The sequence below is a fragment of the Arthrobacter sp. 4R501 genome (genome assembly GCF_002929755.1).
GTDB lineage: Bacteria > Actinomycetota > Actinomycetes > Actinomycetales > Micrococcaceae > Arthrobacter.
Genome location: NZ_PJIW01000018.1, coordinates 51,223 through 67,836, shown reverse-complemented (window position 1 = coordinate 67,836; position 16,614 = coordinate 51,223). Strand labels below are relative to the sequence as shown.

General features: G+C 65.9%; 15 protein-coding genes. 4 read left to right on the top strand and 11 right to left on the bottom strand.

What is annotated here, in order from left to right; genetic code table 11:
- Positions 1 to 8: 8 nt before the first annotated feature.
- Entirely contained in the window at positions 9 to 755 is a 747-nt protein-coding gene (locus tag CXR02_RS17215; protein WP_258061061.1) for a sulfite exporter TauE/SafE family protein, read from the bottom strand.
- Between the two features lie 46 nt (positions 756 to 801).
- Here CXR02_RS17215 and CXR02_RS17210 point away from each other — a divergent pair, with 46 nt between their 5' ends.
- The gene (locus CXR02_RS17210; RefSeq protein ID WP_104063092.1) at positions 802 to 2,268 is read left to right on the top strand and encodes a lipase maturation factor family protein; all 1,467 of its coding nucleotides are present in this window, start codon (positions 802 to 804) and stop codon (positions 2,266 to 2,268) included.
- A 78-nt stretch (positions 2,269 to 2,346) separates the two neighbouring features.
- Here the strand turns inward: CXR02_RS17210 and CXR02_RS17205 are convergent, their stop codons facing one another.
- The 7 genes from CXR02_RS17205 to CXR02_RS17175 form a co-directional block, all read right to left on the bottom strand.
- Positions 2,347 to 3,186, bottom strand: coding sequence for a CoA ester lyase (locus CXR02_RS17205; RefSeq protein WP_104063091.1), 840 nt, complete (start codon positions 3,184 to 3,186; stop codon positions 2,347 to 2,349).
- Positions 3,183 to 3,797 (bottom strand): MaoC family dehydratase, encoded by a 615-nt coding sequence (locus CXR02_RS17200; RefSeq protein WP_258061060.1) that lies wholly within the window; start codon positions 3,795 to 3,797, stop codon positions 3,183 to 3,185. Before CXR02_RS17200 ends, CXR02_RS17205 begins: the two co-directional genes overlap by 4 nt.
- Positions 3,794 to 4,561 (bottom strand): CoA transferase subunit B, encoded by a 768-nt coding sequence (locus CXR02_RS17195; protein WP_104063090.1) that lies wholly within the window; start codon positions 4,559 to 4,561, stop codon positions 3,794 to 3,796. Before CXR02_RS17195 ends, CXR02_RS17200 begins: the two co-directional genes overlap by 4 nt.
- A 2-nt stretch (positions 4,562 to 4,563) precedes the next feature.
- A complete protein-coding gene (locus CXR02_RS17190; RefSeq protein WP_104063089.1) occupies positions 4,564 to 5,358 on the bottom strand; it encodes a CoA transferase subunit A in 795 nt (264 codons plus the stop codon).
- Between the two features lie 104 nt (positions 5,359 to 5,462).
- On the bottom strand, positions 5,463 to 6,626 hold the full coding sequence (locus CXR02_RS17185) for an acyl-CoA dehydrogenase family protein (protein ID WP_104063088.1): 1,164 nt from the start codon (positions 6,624 to 6,626) through the stop codon (positions 5,463 to 5,465).
- A gap of 2 nt (positions 6,627 to 6,628) precedes the next feature.
- The gene (locus tag CXR02_RS17180) at positions 6,629 to 8,839 is read right to left on the bottom strand and encodes a biotin carboxylase N-terminal domain-containing protein (RefSeq protein ID WP_104063087.1); all 2,211 of its coding nucleotides are present in this window, start codon (positions 8,837 to 8,839) and stop codon (positions 6,629 to 6,631) included.
- Between the two features lie 7 nt (positions 8,840 to 8,846).
- Positions 8,847 to 10,454 (bottom strand): carboxyl transferase domain-containing protein, encoded by a 1,608-nt coding sequence (locus CXR02_RS17175; RefSeq protein WP_104063086.1) that lies wholly within the window; start codon positions 10,452 to 10,454, stop codon positions 8,847 to 8,849.
- 161 nt (positions 10,455 to 10,615) lie between these two features.
- Here CXR02_RS17175 and CXR02_RS17170 point away from each other — a divergent pair, with 161 nt between their 5' ends.
- Positions 10,616 to 11,332 carry a TetR/AcrR family transcriptional regulator gene (locus CXR02_RS17170; RefSeq protein ID WP_104063085.1) on the top strand — a complete coding sequence of 239 codons (717 nt, stop codon included), beginning with the start codon at positions 10,616 to 10,618 and terminating at the stop codon, positions 11,330 to 11,332.
- 214 nt (positions 11,333 to 11,546) lie between these two features.
- Here CXR02_RS17170 and CXR02_RS17165 read toward each other — a convergent pair whose 3' ends face one another.
- Genes CXR02_RS17165 through pdhA form a run of 3 tightly spaced genes read right to left on the bottom strand, consistent with a single transcriptional unit; the run spans position 11,547 to position 15,084 of the window.
- Entirely contained in the window at positions 11,547 to 12,956 is a 1,410-nt protein-coding gene (locus tag CXR02_RS17165; protein ID WP_258061059.1) for a dihydrolipoamide acetyltransferase family protein, read from the bottom strand.
- An 8-nt stretch (positions 12,957 to 12,964) separates the two neighbouring features.
- A complete protein-coding gene (locus CXR02_RS17160; RefSeq protein ID WP_104063083.1) occupies positions 12,965 to 13,975 on the bottom strand; it encodes an alpha-ketoacid dehydrogenase subunit beta in 1,011 nt (336 codons plus the stop codon).
- A complete protein-coding gene (gene pdhA / locus CXR02_RS17155; protein WP_181037276.1) occupies positions 13,975 to 15,084 on the bottom strand; it encodes a pyruvate dehydrogenase (acetyl-transferring) E1 component subunit alpha in 1,110 nt (369 codons plus the stop codon). Before pdhA ends, CXR02_RS17160 begins: the two co-directional genes overlap by 1 nt.
- A 195-nt stretch (positions 15,085 to 15,279) precedes the next feature.
- On the opposite strand from pdhA, the gene CXR02_RS17150 reads away from it, so the two are divergent.
- On the top strand, positions 15,280 to 15,753 hold the full coding sequence (locus CXR02_RS17150; RefSeq protein ID WP_104063081.1) for an Lrp/AsnC family transcriptional regulator: 474 nt from the start codon (positions 15,280 to 15,282) through the stop codon (positions 15,751 to 15,753).
- A 140-nt stretch (positions 15,754 to 15,893) separates the two neighbouring features.
- Positions 15,894 to 16,535 carry a hypothetical protein gene (locus CXR02_RS17145; protein ID WP_258061058.1) on the top strand — a complete coding sequence of 214 codons (642 nt, stop codon included), beginning with the start codon at positions 15,894 to 15,896 and terminating at the stop codon, positions 16,533 to 16,535.
- Positions 16,536 to 16,614 lie beyond the last annotated feature (79 nt).

Below are 16,614 nucleotides of genomic sequence, written 5' to 3'. Positions count from 1 at the left end.
CGGTCCGGTCAGCCCGCCGCCAGCTCGATGAAACCCTTGGCAAGCGTGGACACGGCTCCGATGTAGGCGATGGCCACAACGATCCGCCGCACGGCAGCCGGTTTGACCTTGCCGGACAGCAGATCGCCTGCGATGATTCCCGCCACCATGGCGGCCAGGATGCTGAGCCATTGCCAGCCGTCCAGGCCGGGAACATGTCCACCGGATAGTACGTACTTGATCACCAGGGAAGACAGTCCGGTGGTCACGAAATAGGGCTGGAGGGTGGCGCCGAAACTCTTCTGCTCCCACCGGGTGGCAATGGCGTACGCGGTGATGGCCGGTCCGCCGACGCCCGCTGCCGCGTTCATCAGTCCGCTGGTGAAGCCGAGGGAGACCATGGGAACGGGGCCACTGGCGCGCCAGGAGCTGCGGGTCAGCCGTTGCGAAGCCAGCAGGGCGATGATGAGGAGGATGCCGATGCAGATCTCCAGCGGCGCTTCGGCCACGTTGCTGGCCAACCAGGCACCCGGCACTACCCCTGCGAGGGCCGCGAGCGCCAGTCCGAAGTAGCGCTTCCACTCCACATGCCGCCAGACCCTGGAAAGGATCAGGAGGGATGAGGCTGCGCCGCACAGGTTGATGATCATAACGCCGTCGAAGGGGCCGAGCAGCACCACCAGGACGGGAGAGACGAGAAGGCCGAATCCGAGGCCGGCCAGCCGCTGGGCCAGTGCCCCTGCAACGACGGCAATGAGCACCAATGCAAACACCATCCGATCCTAGTGGGCGGACAGCGACGCCGGGCGTAACGTGGATTGCGTGGACTGGGTTTCCTGGTTCGATGCGCCGGAGTACGGATTCGCCCGGCAAGTGCTGCAGCGAGGTGTGGCGGCACTGTTCTTCGTTGCGTTCCTGTCCTCCCTGAACCAGTTCCCTGCGCTGCTGGGCGAACGTGGCCTGTTGCCGGTTCCGGACTATCTGGAGGGGTTCAGCGCGCGCCGGCGGCCCACGCTGTTCCGTTGGCGCTATTCGGACCGGCTGCTGCGTGGTGTCTGCCTCACCGGACTGGCAATTTCCGCCCTCCTGGCGGCCGGCATCCCCCAGCTTGGGCCGCCGTGGGTTCCGCTGATCGCATTTCTGGCCCTGTGGCTGCTCTACATGTCGATCGTCAACGTGGGGCAGACGTTTTATGGCTTCGGCTGGGAAATGCTGCTCCTGGAGGCCGGGTTCACGGTGGCCTTCCTTGGTTCGGACCAGACGGAGCCGCCGCGCACCATCCTGATCCTGTTGGCCTGGCTCGTGTTCCGGCTGGAGTTCGGCGCCGGGATGATCAAGATCCGCGGCGGCCGGGAGTGGCGTGACCTGACCGCCCTCTACTATCACCATGAAACGCAGCCGATGCCGGGGCCGCTGAGCCGCCAGGCTCATCTCCTGCCCAAACCCTTCCACCGACTGGAGGTCCTGGGGAACCATTTCGCCCAGCTCGTGGTGCCGTTCCTCCTGTTCGCTCCGCAACCCGTGGCAAGCGCCGCCGCCGGAATCATCATCTTCACCCAGCTGTGGCTGGTGGCCAGCGGCAACTTCGCGTGGCTGAACTGGATGGCCATTGTGCTGGCCTTCGCCGCGGTCAGCGACCCCGCGGCCCACGCCGTATTGCCGTTCCTGCCGCTGGACGGGGATCCTGAGGAAGGCAGCCTCGGCAATCCCCCGTACTGGCTTGCCATCACCCTGCTGGCCACAATGCTGCTGGTAGTCCTCAGCTACTGGCCCGTGCGCAACCTGCTCTCCAAGGGGCAGCTGATGAATGCCAGCTTCAACCGCTGGCAGCTGGTCAACACGTACGGCGCGTTTGGCACCGTGACCAAGCACCGCGTCGAGATCGTGGTGGAAGGCACGCTGGACGAAGAACCTGAGGACTCAGCAGACTGGCGCGAATATCAGTTTAAGGGCAAACCCGGGGATCTCCGCCGGTTGCCTCGCCAGTGCGCGCCGTACCACCTGCGGCTGGACTGGTTGATGTGGTTCCTGCCGTTGCGCACCGTCCACGAGGAGTGGTTTTACGCGTTCCTCACGAAACTGCTGGAGGCGGACCAGCGGACGCTGCGGCTACTCCGCGCCGACCCGTTCGACGGCGATCCGCCGCGCTGGGTGCGTGTCAACAGCTACCTGTACCGTTTCGCCACCAGGGCTGAGTTCCGGGAGACGGGCGAGCGCTGGGTCCGGATGCCGCTCTATGAGGCCATCCCGCCGCTTTCGCTCGGCGGTTCCCGCCGCCGGCGGCGGTGATTCGGTGCCCGGTGATTCGGTGCCTGATGATTCGGTGCCTGATGATTCGGGGCTCTTGTGATTCCTGCCGTCGTGGCCCTAGGAGCGGATGCCTGCCCGGCGGATGGTGGCTTCGGCGTGCTTGAGGATGGGGCCGTCGATCATTTTGCCGCCGTGCTGGAACACGCCGGATCCGGCAACAGCGGCGACCTGCAGCAGTTCTGTGGCGGCGGCGACGTCGGCCTCGGACGGGGCATAGGCGCCCCGTACAACGGCCGCCTGCGTGGGATGGATGCAGGCTTTGGAGCCGAATCCTGACGCTGCGGCATCAGCGGCTTCCAGCGCCAGCCCGTCAAGGTCCGGGATGTTGACGTACACGGCGTCCACGGCTTCTTTCCCGAAAGCCCGGGCGGCGAGCAGCACCGCGGACCGGGCATGCAGCGCCACGGCGCGGTAGCCGCCGTCGTCCGTTCTGCTGGACGTACCGCTGAGGGAAGCCAGGAGGTCCTCGGCGCCCCACATCAGGGCCACCACGTTGGGGGCCGCCGCGATGGCGGGCGCGTTCAGGACCCCGACGGCGGTCTCGCACAGGGCGATGACGTGGTAGTCCGCCAGGGCTTCGAGCTGGGCCGCACTCTCAGTCTTGGCCAGCATCACCGTGCGGTACGGGGTGTGGGCCAGGCAGTGCAGGTCCTTCTCGAACTCGTCGGTGCCCGCCGGATTGATCCTGATGATGGTGCGGCTGGGGTCAAGTTCGGGCCCGTCCCCGGCAGCGCCCAGCTGGGCCAGGATGGCGCCGCGCGCCCGCTGCTTGTCCGCGGGTGCCACCGCGTCCTCGAGGTCCACGATGACAGCGTCGGCGCGTTGGGCGGCCTTGGGGAAGCGCTCCGGGCGGTCGGCGGGGCAGAAGAGCAGGGCGGGACCCATCACAAATGTCATACGGACATTGTCCTCTTTTCGGGGCCCGGCACGCTCCCCTTTTCAGCTCCCGCAGGCTGCACGTTTTGTCCGGAAGACTGCGCCACATGGGCGTCCCGGGTCCACATCAGGCAGCTCCGTGTGGCCAGCGCCACCACGGTGCCGTCCTGGTTCCTGCCGGTGTGCTGCATAGTCACAATCCCCTGGCCGGGTCGCGATCCCGAGAGCCGTTTTCCGGTGATCACCGTCTCGGTGTAGAGCGTGTCCCCGTGGAACAGCGGGTGCGGGAAGGAGACGTCCGTCAGGCCCAACTGGGCAATGATGGTGCCCTGGGTGAGCTGCGATACTGACTGCCCCACCAGGGTGGACAGCGTGAACATGGAGTTGACCAGCCGCTGGCCAAACGGCTGCCCTGCGCTCCAGGCGGCATCGAGGTGCAGGGCCTGGGTGTTCATGGTGAGCGTTGTGAACAGGACGTTGTCCGCCTCGGTCACGGTGCGGCCGGGCCGGTGCGCGTAGACAACGCCTTCTTCGAGTTCGTCAAAGTACAGGCCGCGCTGCTCAATGGTGCGGGGGCCCTCGGCGGCTGCGCCCGGACCGTCGGAGGTTGAGCCCGCCGAAGCCCCGCTCATACGGTGAGCTCCTGGTCCTCTTCGAACAGCTCGGCGCCGGTGGCCGCGGCCACGTCCTCCACGGAGACGTTGGGGGCCAGTTCGCGGAGAACCAACCGGGAACGCCCGCCTTCGGTGACGACGTCGATCACGGCGAGGTCGGTGATGATCCGGTCCACGCAGGCTTTGCCGGTCAGCGGCAGCGAGCAGTGCTCCACGATCTTGGGGTTGCCGTTGCGGTCCACGTGTTCCATCATCACGATCACCTTCTTGGCGCCGAAGACCAGGTCCATGGCCCCGCCCATGCCTTTGACCATCTTGCCCGGGATCATCCAGTTGGCCAGGTCGCCGTTCTGCGCCACTTCCATGGCGCCGAGCACAGCCACGTCCACGTGCCCGCCGCGGATCATGCCGAACGACGAGGCGGAGTCGAAGAACGCGGCCCCCTTGTTAACCGTGACGGTTTCCTTGCCGGCGTTGATGAGGTCCGGATCCACCGCGTCCTCGCTGGGGTACGGTCCCACGCCCAGGATCCCGTTCTCCGAGTGGAGCACCACCTCGACGCCTGCCGGGATGTAGTTGGGAATGAGCGTGGGCATACCGATGCCGAGGTTGACATACTGCCCGTTGCTGAGCTCCCGGGCCACCCGGGCGGCCAGTTCGTTGCGCGTCCACCCTTTGGCCTCCGGATTGGTGCCTTCCGGATGGCCGACGGTGGCACGCCGGTATTCGGGCCGTACGGCTTCGGGACGGGGAGGCGCTCCCTGCGTGCTGCTGGACTCCATGGCTACGCTCCTGCCTGTTCGATGGCGCTTTCGGTTCCGGCAGCCCGGGCAAGGGCGACGGTCCGCTTTTCGATCCGCTTCTCACCGGCAGGCACAACCACCACACGCTGGACAAAGATGCCGGGAGTGTGGACGTGTTCGGGGTCCAGCTCCCCCGGTTCCACCAGCTCCTCCACCTCGGCGATGGTGATTTTTCCCGCCATGGCGCAGAGCGGGTTGAAGTTCATGGCGGTGGCGTGGAAAACCAGGTTGCCGTGGCGGTCACCCTTCCAGGCGTGGACCAGCCCGAAGTCGGGCGTCAGGGATTCCTCCAGGACGTAGTCCACACCGTTGAAAGTCCGCACTTCCTTGGGGGAAGAGGCGATGGCGATGCCGCCGTCGGCGTCGTACTTCTGCGGCAGGCCGCCGTCGGACACCTGCGTGCCGACCCCCGCCTTGGTGTAGAAAGCGGGAATCCCGGCGCCGCCGGCCCGGAGCTTTTCCGCCAGCGTCCCCTGCGGGGTGAGGACCACCTCAAGCTCACCGGACAGGTACTGGCGCGCGAACTCCTTGTTCTCGCCGACGTAGGAACTGACAGTCCGCCGGATCCTGCCGTCACGGAGCAGGACGCCCAGCCCCCAGTCGTCCACGCCGCAGTTGTTGCTCACGGTCTCGAGGTCCTTGGTGCCGTGCCGGTGCAGGGCATCGATCAAGGCCACCGGGATTCCGCAGAGGCCGAACCCTCCCACCGCGAGCGACGCGCCTTCGGGAATGTCCGCAATGGCTTCCTCGGCGCTGGCAACAACCTTGTTGATCATCGTTGGTCCTTTCAAGGGTCTCGACAGGCTCGACCACCGTTTTACAGCTCGACCACCGGGTAACAGACTCGACCACCGCGTGGCATTCCCGACCAGCGGGCTGGTTACAGTCCGAGTTCGCGGGCGATGAGCATCAGCTGGACCTCCGTGGTGCCCTCCCCCACTTCAAGGATCTTGGAGTCGCGGTAGTGGCGTGCCACGGTGAATTCGTTGATGAAGCCATAGCCGCCGAATACCTGGGTGGCATCCCGCGCGTTGTCCATGGCCGCCTCGCCTGCGACCATCTTAGCGATGGCCGCCTGCGTCTTGAACGGCTTTCCCGCCAGCATCCTCGACGCGGCGTCGTAGTACGCCAGGCGGGCCGTATGGGCCCGGGCCTGCATGCGGGCGATCTTGAACGAGATGGCCTGGTACTTGCCGATGTGATGGCCGAACGCGCTGCGTTCCTTGGCGTACTTCACCGACAGGTCAACACAGCCCTGCGCCGCCCCCGTCGCCAAAGCCGCGATGGCGATCCGACCCTCGTCCAGGATGGAAAGGAAATTCGCGTAACCCCTCCCCTCCGCACCGAGCAGGTTCGCTTCCGGCACCCGGACGTCCTTGAGCGTCAGCGGGTGCGTGTCCGAGGCGTTCCAGCCCACTTTGTTGTAGGCCTTCTCCGCCCTGAAACCCGCAGTTTTGGTGGGCACCAGGATGGTGGAAATCTGCTTCTTGAGGCTGCCATCCTTGCGTTCCTTCTGACCCGTCACCGCGGTGACCGTGACCAGACGCGTGATGTCGGTCCCGGAGTTGGTGATGAATTCCTTGTTGCCGTTGATCACCCAGTCGCCGTTCTCACGATGGGCGTGGGTTTTGGTCCCGCCGGCGTCAGAGCCTGCTTCCGGCTCCGTGAGTCCGAAGCCGGCGAGCGCCTTGCCCGAGGCCAGCAGCGGGAGCCACTCCTCTTTCTGGGCCTCGGTGCCGAACCGGTACACCGGCATTGCGCCGAGGGAGACGCCTGCTTCCAGCGTGATTGCCACGGACTGGTCCACCCGGCCAAGCTGTTCGAGGGCGAGTGCCAAAGCGAAGTAGTCCCCGCCCATCCCGCCGTGCTCTTCCGGGAACGGCAGCCCGAACAGACCCATGTCCGCCATCTGGGACACCACCTCGTACGGGAAGCTGTGCTCCTCATCGTGCTTGGCCGAGACCGGCGCCACCACGTTGTCCGCGAAATCCCGGACGGTGTCGCTGAGGTCCTGGTATTCCTCGCTGAGCTCAAAATCTGCCATGGCTAGGCTCCCTTGCCTGTGTCGTTGGAATCGTTGTTCGACTCCGTGTTGGAATCCTGAAGTGAATCTGCGTCTGAATCGGTGGTTGACGGGTGGATGGTGGCCAGCACCTGGTCCGCTTTGACCGGCTGACCAGCCTTGATGCTGATATGGACCGTGCCGGCCACCTCTGCCACCAGCTGGTGTTCCATCTTCATGGCTTCCACGGAGAGGAGAACCTGGCCGGCTTCCACGGTGTCGCCGTTGCTGACGGCAACGGATACCACCGTGCCGGGCATGGGCGAACGCACCTCCGGGTCCGCGGTGCCTTCCTCGCGCTCGACGGCGGCGAGCACCCGGACAAGCCGTGACTCCCGCGTCAGCGCCTCCAGCCGGCATGACCAGCCTCCGTTGCCGAGGAACAGTTCCGCGGGAACTCCTGCGGGCAGGTTATCCGGATCCGGGCTGCCGGAACCCCACGTCACCGGGGCCAGGGAATACTCAGTGGTTTCGCCGTCCAGGGTAAGGACCAGGCTCCCGCGGCCCGGCAGTCGCAGCGAGGCCGTCCGCCAGGGCCCGTCACCCACACAGACCTGGACCGGGCCAGCGGCCACGCGGCCTGTGACACTCACTGTTGTGATGCCGCCGTCGGGCGTTCCCAGGCTGATCCGCCGTGGTGCCGGCCCGCCGATCCGCCAGCCGTTGCCGGCCTGCCACGGACCGGGTGGCGTCCCCGTTCCGTCCTGTTCCCCGCTCACAACGGCGTACAGGGCGGCCGCGACCAGTTCGGCGTCGTCAATCCGCCGGAAGGCGAAGGCCGGCATCTTGCGCTCGATCAGGCCGGTATCGAGATGCCCGGCGCGGACGTCGGCGTCGTTGATCAGCAGCCTCAGGTACTCAACATTCGTGTCGATGCCAAGGGCCGTGTAGCCGGCGAGTGCCGCGTCCAGCGTATCCAGGGCAACGGTCCGGTCCGGGCCCCACGCGATGACTTTGGAGATCATCGGATCGTAGCTGGAGGAGATCTCGAGCCCCTCGAGCAGTGCCGAATCCACCCGGATCATGCCGGCTCCGTGATGGGGCATTTCGTCCAGCAGGAGCACGGTCCCGGTGGACGGCATGAAGTTCCGCTCCGGGATTTCCGCGTAGACGCGGGCTTCCGCGGCGTGCCCGTTGAGTTCGACGTCGGCCTGGCGGACGGTCAGTGCCTCACCGGCGGCGATCCGCACCTGCCATTCGACCAGGTCAACGCCGGTGACCATTTCGGTCACCGGGTGCTCCACCTGGAGGCGGGTATTCATCTCCATAAAGAAGAACTCGTCAGGGGCCTCGTCGGAGACCAGGAACTCCACAGTTCCCGCGCCGCTGTAGTGGACGCTGCGGGCCGCCTGGCAGGCGGCCTCGCCGATCCGGGCCCGAGTGGCCCCGCCGTCGTGCAGCGATTCCAGCAGCGGCGACGGCGCTTCCTCAATCACCTTTTGGTGGCGGCGCTGCAGCGAGCATTCCCGCTCCCCAAGATGGATCACGTTGCCGTGGTTGTCCGCCAGGACCTGGACCTCGATGTGCCGCGGCGTGCGGACCAGCCGTTCAAGGAAAAGGGTGTCATCGCCGAAGGCGCTCGCGGCGACGCGGCGGGCGGTGGCCAGCGTGGCTTCGAGGTCCTCGGGGCGCTCCACGATGTGCATGCCCTTGCCGCCGCCGCCCGCTGACGGCTTGATCAGGAGCGGGAACCCGACGGCGGGCGCGGCCTCCATGAGTTGCGCGTCAGTCATGCCCGGTTCGGCGATGCCCGGAACTACGGGGACTCCGTAGCCGGCCACGTGGTTCTTGGACCGGATCTTGTCGCCCATGACGTTCAGGGACTCAACGCCGGGGCCGATGAAGGTGATGCCGGCGGCTTCGAGGGCGCGGGCAAAATCGACGTTCTCGCTGAGGAAGCCGTAGCCGGGGTGGACTGCCTCGGCGCCGGTGTCGCGGCAGGCCTGGAGGATCGCCTCGATCCTCAGGTAGCTTTCTCCTGCGGCGGCAGGGCCGATCCGCACGGCGGTGTCAGCCTCGCGAACGTGGCGGGCCCCGGCGTCGGCGTCGCTGTAGACGGCAACGGAGCGGATGCCCAGGGCACGCAGTGTGCGGATGACGCGGCAGGCGATCTCCCCGCGGTTGGCGACGAGCACGGTGCTGAACAGCGGCTTCTGCCGGATTGCGGAAGGAACGGCGGGCATGGAAACGGTCATGGCTGGCTCACATCCGGAAAAGGCCGAAGGAGGTCTCCGGCAGGGGGGTGCGGGAGACGACGTCGAGCGCCAGTCCCAGGACGGTGCGGGTATCCGCGGGGTCGATCACGCCGTCGTCCCAGAGGCGGGCGCTGGAATAGTACGGGCTGCCCTGGTCCTCGTATTGCTGTTTGATCGGGGCCTTGAAGGCTTCCTCGTCCTCTGCGGACCATTCCTCGCCACGGGCCTCGTACTGCTCACGCTTGACGGTTGCGAGAACGCCGGAGGCTTGGTTCCCGCCCATCACCGAGATGCGGCTTGCCGGCCACATCCACAGGAAGCGCGGCGAGTACGCCCGCCCGCACATGGAGTAGTTGCCGGCCCCGAAGGACCCGCCGATCACGACGGTCAGCTTTGGCACCCGGGCGGTGGCGACGGCGGTGACCATCTTGGCGCCGTTTTTGGCAATGCCGCCCTGCTCGGAGTCCTTGCCCACCATGAACCCGGAAATGTTCTGCAGGAAAATAAGCGGAATGCCGCGCTGGTCGCAGAGTTCGATGAAGTGCGCGCCTTTAAGCGAGGACTCGCTGAAGAGCACGCCGTTGTTGGCCACGATCCCCACCGGGTGCCCGTGCAGCCTGGCGAAGCCGGTGACCAGGGTGGTGCCGTACTCCTTCTTGAACTCGTGGAACCTGCTGCCGTCCACCAGCCGGGCAATGACCTCGTGCACGTCGTACTGCGCGTTGACGTCCGTCGGGACGGCGCCGTACAACTCCTCCGGATCCGCGAGGGGCTCGACGACGGTGTCCACATCCCAGGCAGGGGCAGCCGGCCTCGGCAGGGTGGAGACGATGTCCCGGACGATCTGCAGGGCATGCTCGTCGTTCTCCGCCAGGTGGTCGGTGACACCGGAGATCTTCGAGTGCACGTCACCGCCGCCCAGTTCCTCCGCCGTGACGATCTCCCCGATGGCAGCCTTCACCAGAGGCGGACCGCCCAGGAAGATAGTGCCCTGGTTCCGCACGATCACCGTCTCATCGCTCATCGCCGGAACGTAAGCGCCGCCTGCCGTGCAGGAGCCCATCACCGAGGCGATCTGGGGGATCTTCGCGGCAGACATCTTCGCCTGGTTGAAGAAGATCCGGCCGAAATGCTCCTTGTCGGGAAAAACTTCGTCCTGCTTCGGGAGGAACGCCCCGCCCGAATCCACCAGATAGATGCACGGCAGCCGGTTCTCCAGCGCTATCTCCTGGGCGCGGAGGTGCTTCTTCACGGTCATCGGGTAGTAGGTGCCGCCCTTGACGGTGGCGTCGTTGGAGATCACCAGCACCTGGCGGCCGTGGACCAGACCGATGCCGGCAATAACCCCGGCTCCCGGCGAGTCGTTGTTGTACATGCCGTTGGCTGCCAGCGGCGCGATCTCCAGGAACGGGCTGCCATCATCCAGCAGCCGGTCAATGCGCTCCCGGGGCAGCAGCTTCCCGCGCCCCACATGGCGCTCCCGCGACTTCTCCGGCCCGCCCAACGCGGCCTCAGCCAGCCTGGTCCGGAGTTCGGCGGCCAGCGCGAGCTGGGCAGCGTTGTTTGCAGCAAACGCTTCACTTGCGGCATCAAGCCGGCTGGCGAGAGTCTCCATCGACTGCATCCGTTCGTCATCTATTGAAAGCCACCAAGGCTCCGGCCGCAAAAGCCAGCTCGGTTAATGCTTTATAACTGGAATTCAGGTTAGTCTTTATTAACTGTGATGTCCAACACAACAGGACATTGCTAGAATCGGCTGTTCCTAGGAGGAAAAGCGTGCCCACCACCCGACCGGTCAAGCCGTCCTCACCGGCCCAGTCTGAGCATCCGAACTCGGCAACACGACCCGTTTCGTCAGCACGGGCCGCGGCGGCGACGCCGGCAGCTCCAGGAACACCCCGCAGCCAGGCGAAGGAGAACCGCCGCCAGGCGCTGCTTGCCGCCGCCGCGGCACTCTTCGCCCTGCACGGATTCAACCGGGTATCGCTGGAAGATCTGGGCGCCGCAGCCGGTGTCAGCGGCCCGGCCGTCTATCGCCACTTTCAGGGCAAGCAGGCGGTGTTGGGAGACCTGCTGCTCACCGTCAGCCGCGAGCTGCTAGACGGCGGCCGGCGCGTCATTGCCGAGACCACGGACCCCCTCGCAGCGCTCCGCAGGCTGGTGGGGTTCCACGTGGCGTTTGCCCTTGGCAAGCCCGACGTGATCCGGGTGCAGGACCGGGATTTCAGCAACCTCAGCCAGAAGGACCAGTCCGAGGTACGGGCACTGCAGCGGAACTACGTGGAGATTTGGGTGGAGGTCCTGGCGCTGCTGCATCCGGGCACCGACGCCGTCGAACTGCGGATGCGGGCGCACGCTACGTTCGGCCTGATCAACTCCACACCACACTCGGTGCGGAACCACGGACGGAAAATCGCGCCCAAAACGGCCCGGCCGCTTCTCGAAAGCATGGCGCTGGCGGCACTCACGGTGAACGTTCCCCCGGCTTCCTGACCAGGACACGATTTCAAGTGCGGCCCTCACAGGTTTCTGGACGCAAGAGCTGCCCTGCCCCGCTTGACCGGTGCTGGGCAGCACCGGTTAAGCGGGCCTGGGCAGCTCGTACGGGTCGTGCGGCCAGCCGCGGGTGCAGGCCCTAGAGTTTTTTGTCCAGTTAAACCGAGCTAGACCGCCCGAAACCCGGATTATCTGGACAAAAACTCGTGGGTTAGACCATCGTGAGCACCATGCCTGGTTCAGCCAGGATGGCGCCAACATCGGCGAGGAACCGCGAGCCCTGCTCGCCGTCCACCAGGCGATGATCAAAGGACAGGCTCAGCGTCATGACCTGGCGCAGGGCCACCTCATCCTGGAATTCCCAGGGCATTTTCCGCACTGCCCCCATGGCGAGGATGGCTGCCTCGCCGGGGTTCAGGATGGGCGTGCCCGCGTCGATGCCGAAGACCCCGATGTTCGTGATGGAGATGGTGCCGCCGGACAGGTCTGCCGGCGCGGTCTTGCCGGCCCGTGCCGTCTCGGTCAGCCCGGTCAGGGCTTCGGAGAGTTCCAGCAGCGACAGGGTGTCGGCGTCCTTGATGTTCGGCACGGTGAGCCCGCGGGGAGTCGCGGCGGCGATGCCCAGGTTCACGTAGTTGAACTGCACGATCTCCTGGCTTGCCTCCTCCCACCGCGAGTTCAGCGACGGGTTCCGCCGCAGCGCGATCAGCACCGCCTTGGCCACCAACGTCAGCGGCGTGAGCTTGTAGCCGGAAAAGGCCCGGCTCGTCTTCAGCTTGGCCAGCAGGTCCATCGTGGGCGTGACATCCACCGTGAGGAATTCCGTCGCATGGGGAGCAGTGAACGCACTCGCCACCATCGCGGCCGCCGTGAACTTGCGGACACCCTTGATGGGAGTGCGGACTTCCCGCCCGCCCTGCGCCGCCAGTCCCGCGCGGGACGCCGTATCCGATACGGCGGAAAGATGGCGCACCGGCGCCGACAATTCCCCGCCGCCAACAAAATTCTGGACATCCTCCCGCGTGATCAGGCCGCCGGCTCCGGTGCCCGCGACCGCGGCCAACTCGACGCCGAGGTCTTTGGCCAGTTTCCGGACCGGCGGGGTGGAGCGTGGACGCTCCGCGGTGTCGGCGGGCAGGGTTGCGACGGGCCGCGTTTCGACCGGCTCGTTTTCTACAGGCTCGTTTTCTACAGGCTCAACCACCGAGCCACGAACAGGCTCAGCCACCGGGGTTGTGAAGTTGCGGACCCGGCGGGCGGGACGCCCCGAGCTTTCGACGACGGCGCCGTACCCAACCAGGTTCGGCTGGCGTTTCGCGGTCCCCGCCGCAGCAGTGGCCGCCCCGGCGGGCGCAGCCCCTGAAGGTGAGGCGCCGCCGTCGTCCGCTACCTCGAAGGAGACGATCGGCTTGCCGACCTCCACGATGGTTCCCGGCTCTTCATGCAGGGCAGTGATCACGCCCGCGAACGGTGACGGCAACTCAACGACGGCCTTTGCGGTTTCCACCTCGGCGATGACCTGGTTCAGCGTCACGGTGTCCCCCACGGCAACCTTCCAGCTGAGGATTTCGGATTCCGTGAGGCCTTCGCCGAGGTCCGGGAGCCTGAATTCCTTGATCATGATGGCGCTCATCCTTCCAGCCCGCTGAGGGAGTTCGGGCGTCCGAGGGCGCGGTCCACGCCGTCGAGGATCCGGTCCAGGCCGGGCAGATGGTGCATTTCGAGCTTGGAGTACGGGTAGGGAATATCGAACCCGGTGATGCGGACCGGAGCGGCTTCGAGGTGGTAGAAGCACCGCTCCGTGATGCTGGCTGCAACTTCGGCGCCCAGGCCACCGGACTGGCCGGCTTCATGGGTGACCACGAGCCTGCCCGTTTTCCGGACAGAAGCTTCCACGGTGGCGTAGTCCACAGGTGCCAGCGAGCGAAGGTCGATGACCTCGATGGAGATGCCTTCGTCGGCGGCGGCGGTCGCTGCGTCCCTGGCCGTCTTCACCAACGGCCCGTAGGCCACCAGCGTCACGTCAGTGCCCTCAGCGACAACGCGGGCGGTGTCCATCGGCAGCGCGGTGCGCGGATCGATACCCTCATCCACTTCACCCTTGTCGTGGTACCGGCGCTTGGGTTCGAAGTACAGCACCGGGTCATCGGACAGGATGGCCTGCTGGATCACGGTGTGGGCGTCCTGCGGGTTGGAGACGCTGACCACGCGAAGACCCGAGGTATGCGTGAAGTAAGCCTCGGGCGACTCGGAGTGGTGCTCGGGCGAGCCGATGCCGCCCCCAAACGGGACGCGGATGGTGATGGGCATCTTCACGGCCCCCTGCGTGCGGTAGTGCAGCTTCGCCACCTGGCTCACGATCTGGTCGAAAGCAGGATAGATGAAGCCGTCGAATTGGATCTCCACCACCGGGCGGTAACCGCGGTACGCGAGGCCGACGGCGGTGCCCATGATGGCCGACTCGGCCAGCGGGGTGTCCACCACGCGGTGGGTGCCGAAATCCTTCTGGAGGCCGTCGGTCACCCGGAAAACACCGCCGAGGGTGCCGATATCCTCGCCCATGAGGATGACTTTTGGATCATTTTCGAGGGATTTGCGCAGGCCGGAATTGATGGCACGGGCAAAGGTCATCTGGGTCATCAGCGTGCACCTTCTTCTGAGGTGGCTCCCGCGGGATCGCCGAAGGAAGCCAGGTAACGGGCGTAGTGGTCCTGCTGCCGGTCCAGCCACGAGTTGGGCGCGCTGTACACATGCTTGAAGATGTCCATCGGCTCCGGATCCGGCATGCCGATGCAGCCCGAACGGATTTCGCGGGCGACGGCCTCTGCCTTGTCGTGAACGTGCTGCTGGACCTGATCCGTGAGGAGGCCCTTGCGTTCCAGCAGGGCCTTGACCCGCTGGATGGGGTCCTTCGCAGCCCAGTCCTCCAGTTCGTTGGCGTCACGGTAGCGGGTGGGATCGTCAGCGGTGGTGTGCGGTCCCATGCGGTATGTGACTGCTTCGATGAACGTGGGTCCGCCGCCACGCCGGGCACGGTCCAATGCCACGCGCGTCGCTGCCATAACGGCCAGCACATCATTGCCGTCCACCCTGAGGCTCGGAATGCCAAATCCAGTGGCCCGGTCTGCGATCTGGATGTGGGACTGCAACCGCACGGGCTCCGAAATGGCCCAGTGGTTGTTCGAACAGAAGAAGACCACGGGCGCCTGGAAACTGGCGGCAAAGACCATGGCCTCGTTGACGTCGCCTTCACTGGTGGCACCGTCGCCGAAGTACGTCACCGCAACCGAGTCCGCGCCGTCGTTCTGGATGCCCATGGCGTAACCGGTCGCATGCAGCGTCTGCGCGCCGATGATGATCTGCGGGGTAGCCATATTCACCGTGTACGGATCCCATCCGGAGGAGGCAGTGCCCCGCCACACCCGGGTGATGTCCGTCAGGTCCACGCCGCGGCAGTACGCCACACCGTTTTCCCGGTAGCTGGAGAAGACAAAGTCGTCCTCGCGCAGAGCCCTGCCGGAACCGACTTGCGCTGCCTCCTGCCCCAGCAACGGGGGCCAGAGGCCGAGCTCGCCCTGACGCTGGAGGGCGGTGGCCTCGACATCGATCCGCCGGATGACCGTCAGGTCCTCGTAGAGGGAACACAACTGCTCATCCCCGATGTCCTTCACCCAGGGATCGAACTCCGGGTGGCTGATCCGCTCCCCAGCCGGGGTAATCAGCTGGATCAGGTTCCTGTCTGTAGACACGATGGCACGCAACCTTCTCACGTCGTTTGACCGGAGCCTGGGGACTTGTGGTCCCGCCCGCTGCCGGCCGCCCGGGCGCCGTTGCCCCGGATATTTGTGACCCTACTCACAATGCTCAATGGGTACAACCACCGCGGCGAATACTGCGCATAGTGCCCTGTTTGCACAGCCCTCACCGTGCTAACGTTGCGCATTATGCAAGCTTTGGATGGCACAGACACGCGGCTGCTCTCGGCCCTGGCCCACGACCCCCGGCGGACGGTGGTGGCGTTGGCCCAGAAGCTGGGGCTGTCCCGGAACACCGTGCAGGCGCGCATGGCTCAGCTGGAGAAGAAGCACGTCTTCCTGTCCTTTGAACGGCGGATCAACCCGGTGTCCCTGGGCTATCCGCTCATGGCGTTCATTTCCGTCCATGTCCAGCAGCAGAAACTGGGGCAGCTCGCCCATGACCTCGCCGGCATTCCGGAAATCCTGGAAGGCTACGGCCTCACCGGCTCCGCTGACCTCCTGCTCCGGGTAGTGGCCCTGGACGCTGAGGACCTCTTCCGGATCAACGGCAAGATCCTGGCGTGCGCTGGAGTGGACAGGACGGACACCGCACTGGCCATGGGCGAACTCATCCCCTTCCGCATCCAGCCGCTGCTGGAGCGGGGATCCGGAGACGCTTAGGGCCAGCAGCCCTTATTACTGCCCCCGATACCCAGCCCCGGCGGGCTGGGTTATAGGCTGTTCCAAGGTGAATCCATGGGTGCCGTTCGGCGGGTCCCAATAATAAGGCAGTGCCAGTGCGTTGCCGGAAAGGCTCCATCGTGAGCAATCCTCAGGGACCGTACCAGCCGGTCCAGCCCGCGGCCTGGCCCGCGCAACCAACGGGGCACCCCGCGCACCCAACGGGGCAGCCCGGCAACCCCGGCGAGCATGGCGCGCCACCGCTGCCCGGCAACCCGCCACAGTACGGTGCACCCGGGCAATACTCGTCAGAGGGGCCATTCGGCCTGCCCGGACAAGAGCCCCCGGCGCAAAGCCGCCGGAAGCTGTGGACCATCCTCGGCGTTGTGGGCGGTGTCCTGCTGCTGGCGGTCGTCGGCGTCCTCATCCTGGTCAACGTTGTCAACGGAGCCACCAACCATGCCCGGGGCCTGGCTGACAGCTTCACCAAGCTGGTGATTGCCGGCGACAGTTCCAAGGCCTACGACGACTATCTTGACCCCGCCCTCCATGAGCAGCTGACCAAGGAGGACTTCATCGCCGGCATCAAGACCCTGGAGATGGACAGCACCTGCAAGACTGCCTACAACGAGGTCAAGGCCAGCACCGAGAACGGCACCAAGGCGGCCGACGTCGCCGGCCTCATCACCTGCGACGGCGACAAGAAGATCGACCTCGTCTACCGCTTCGAAGGCACCGACGAGCTGAAAATGATCAACATCAAGCTCAAGCCCCAGGCCTAGCGCCACACAACCCAAGCCCGCACCCCATCCGCACGGGGACATGGTCCGAATTGCTTCGACGAGGATCCCATCCGGGATC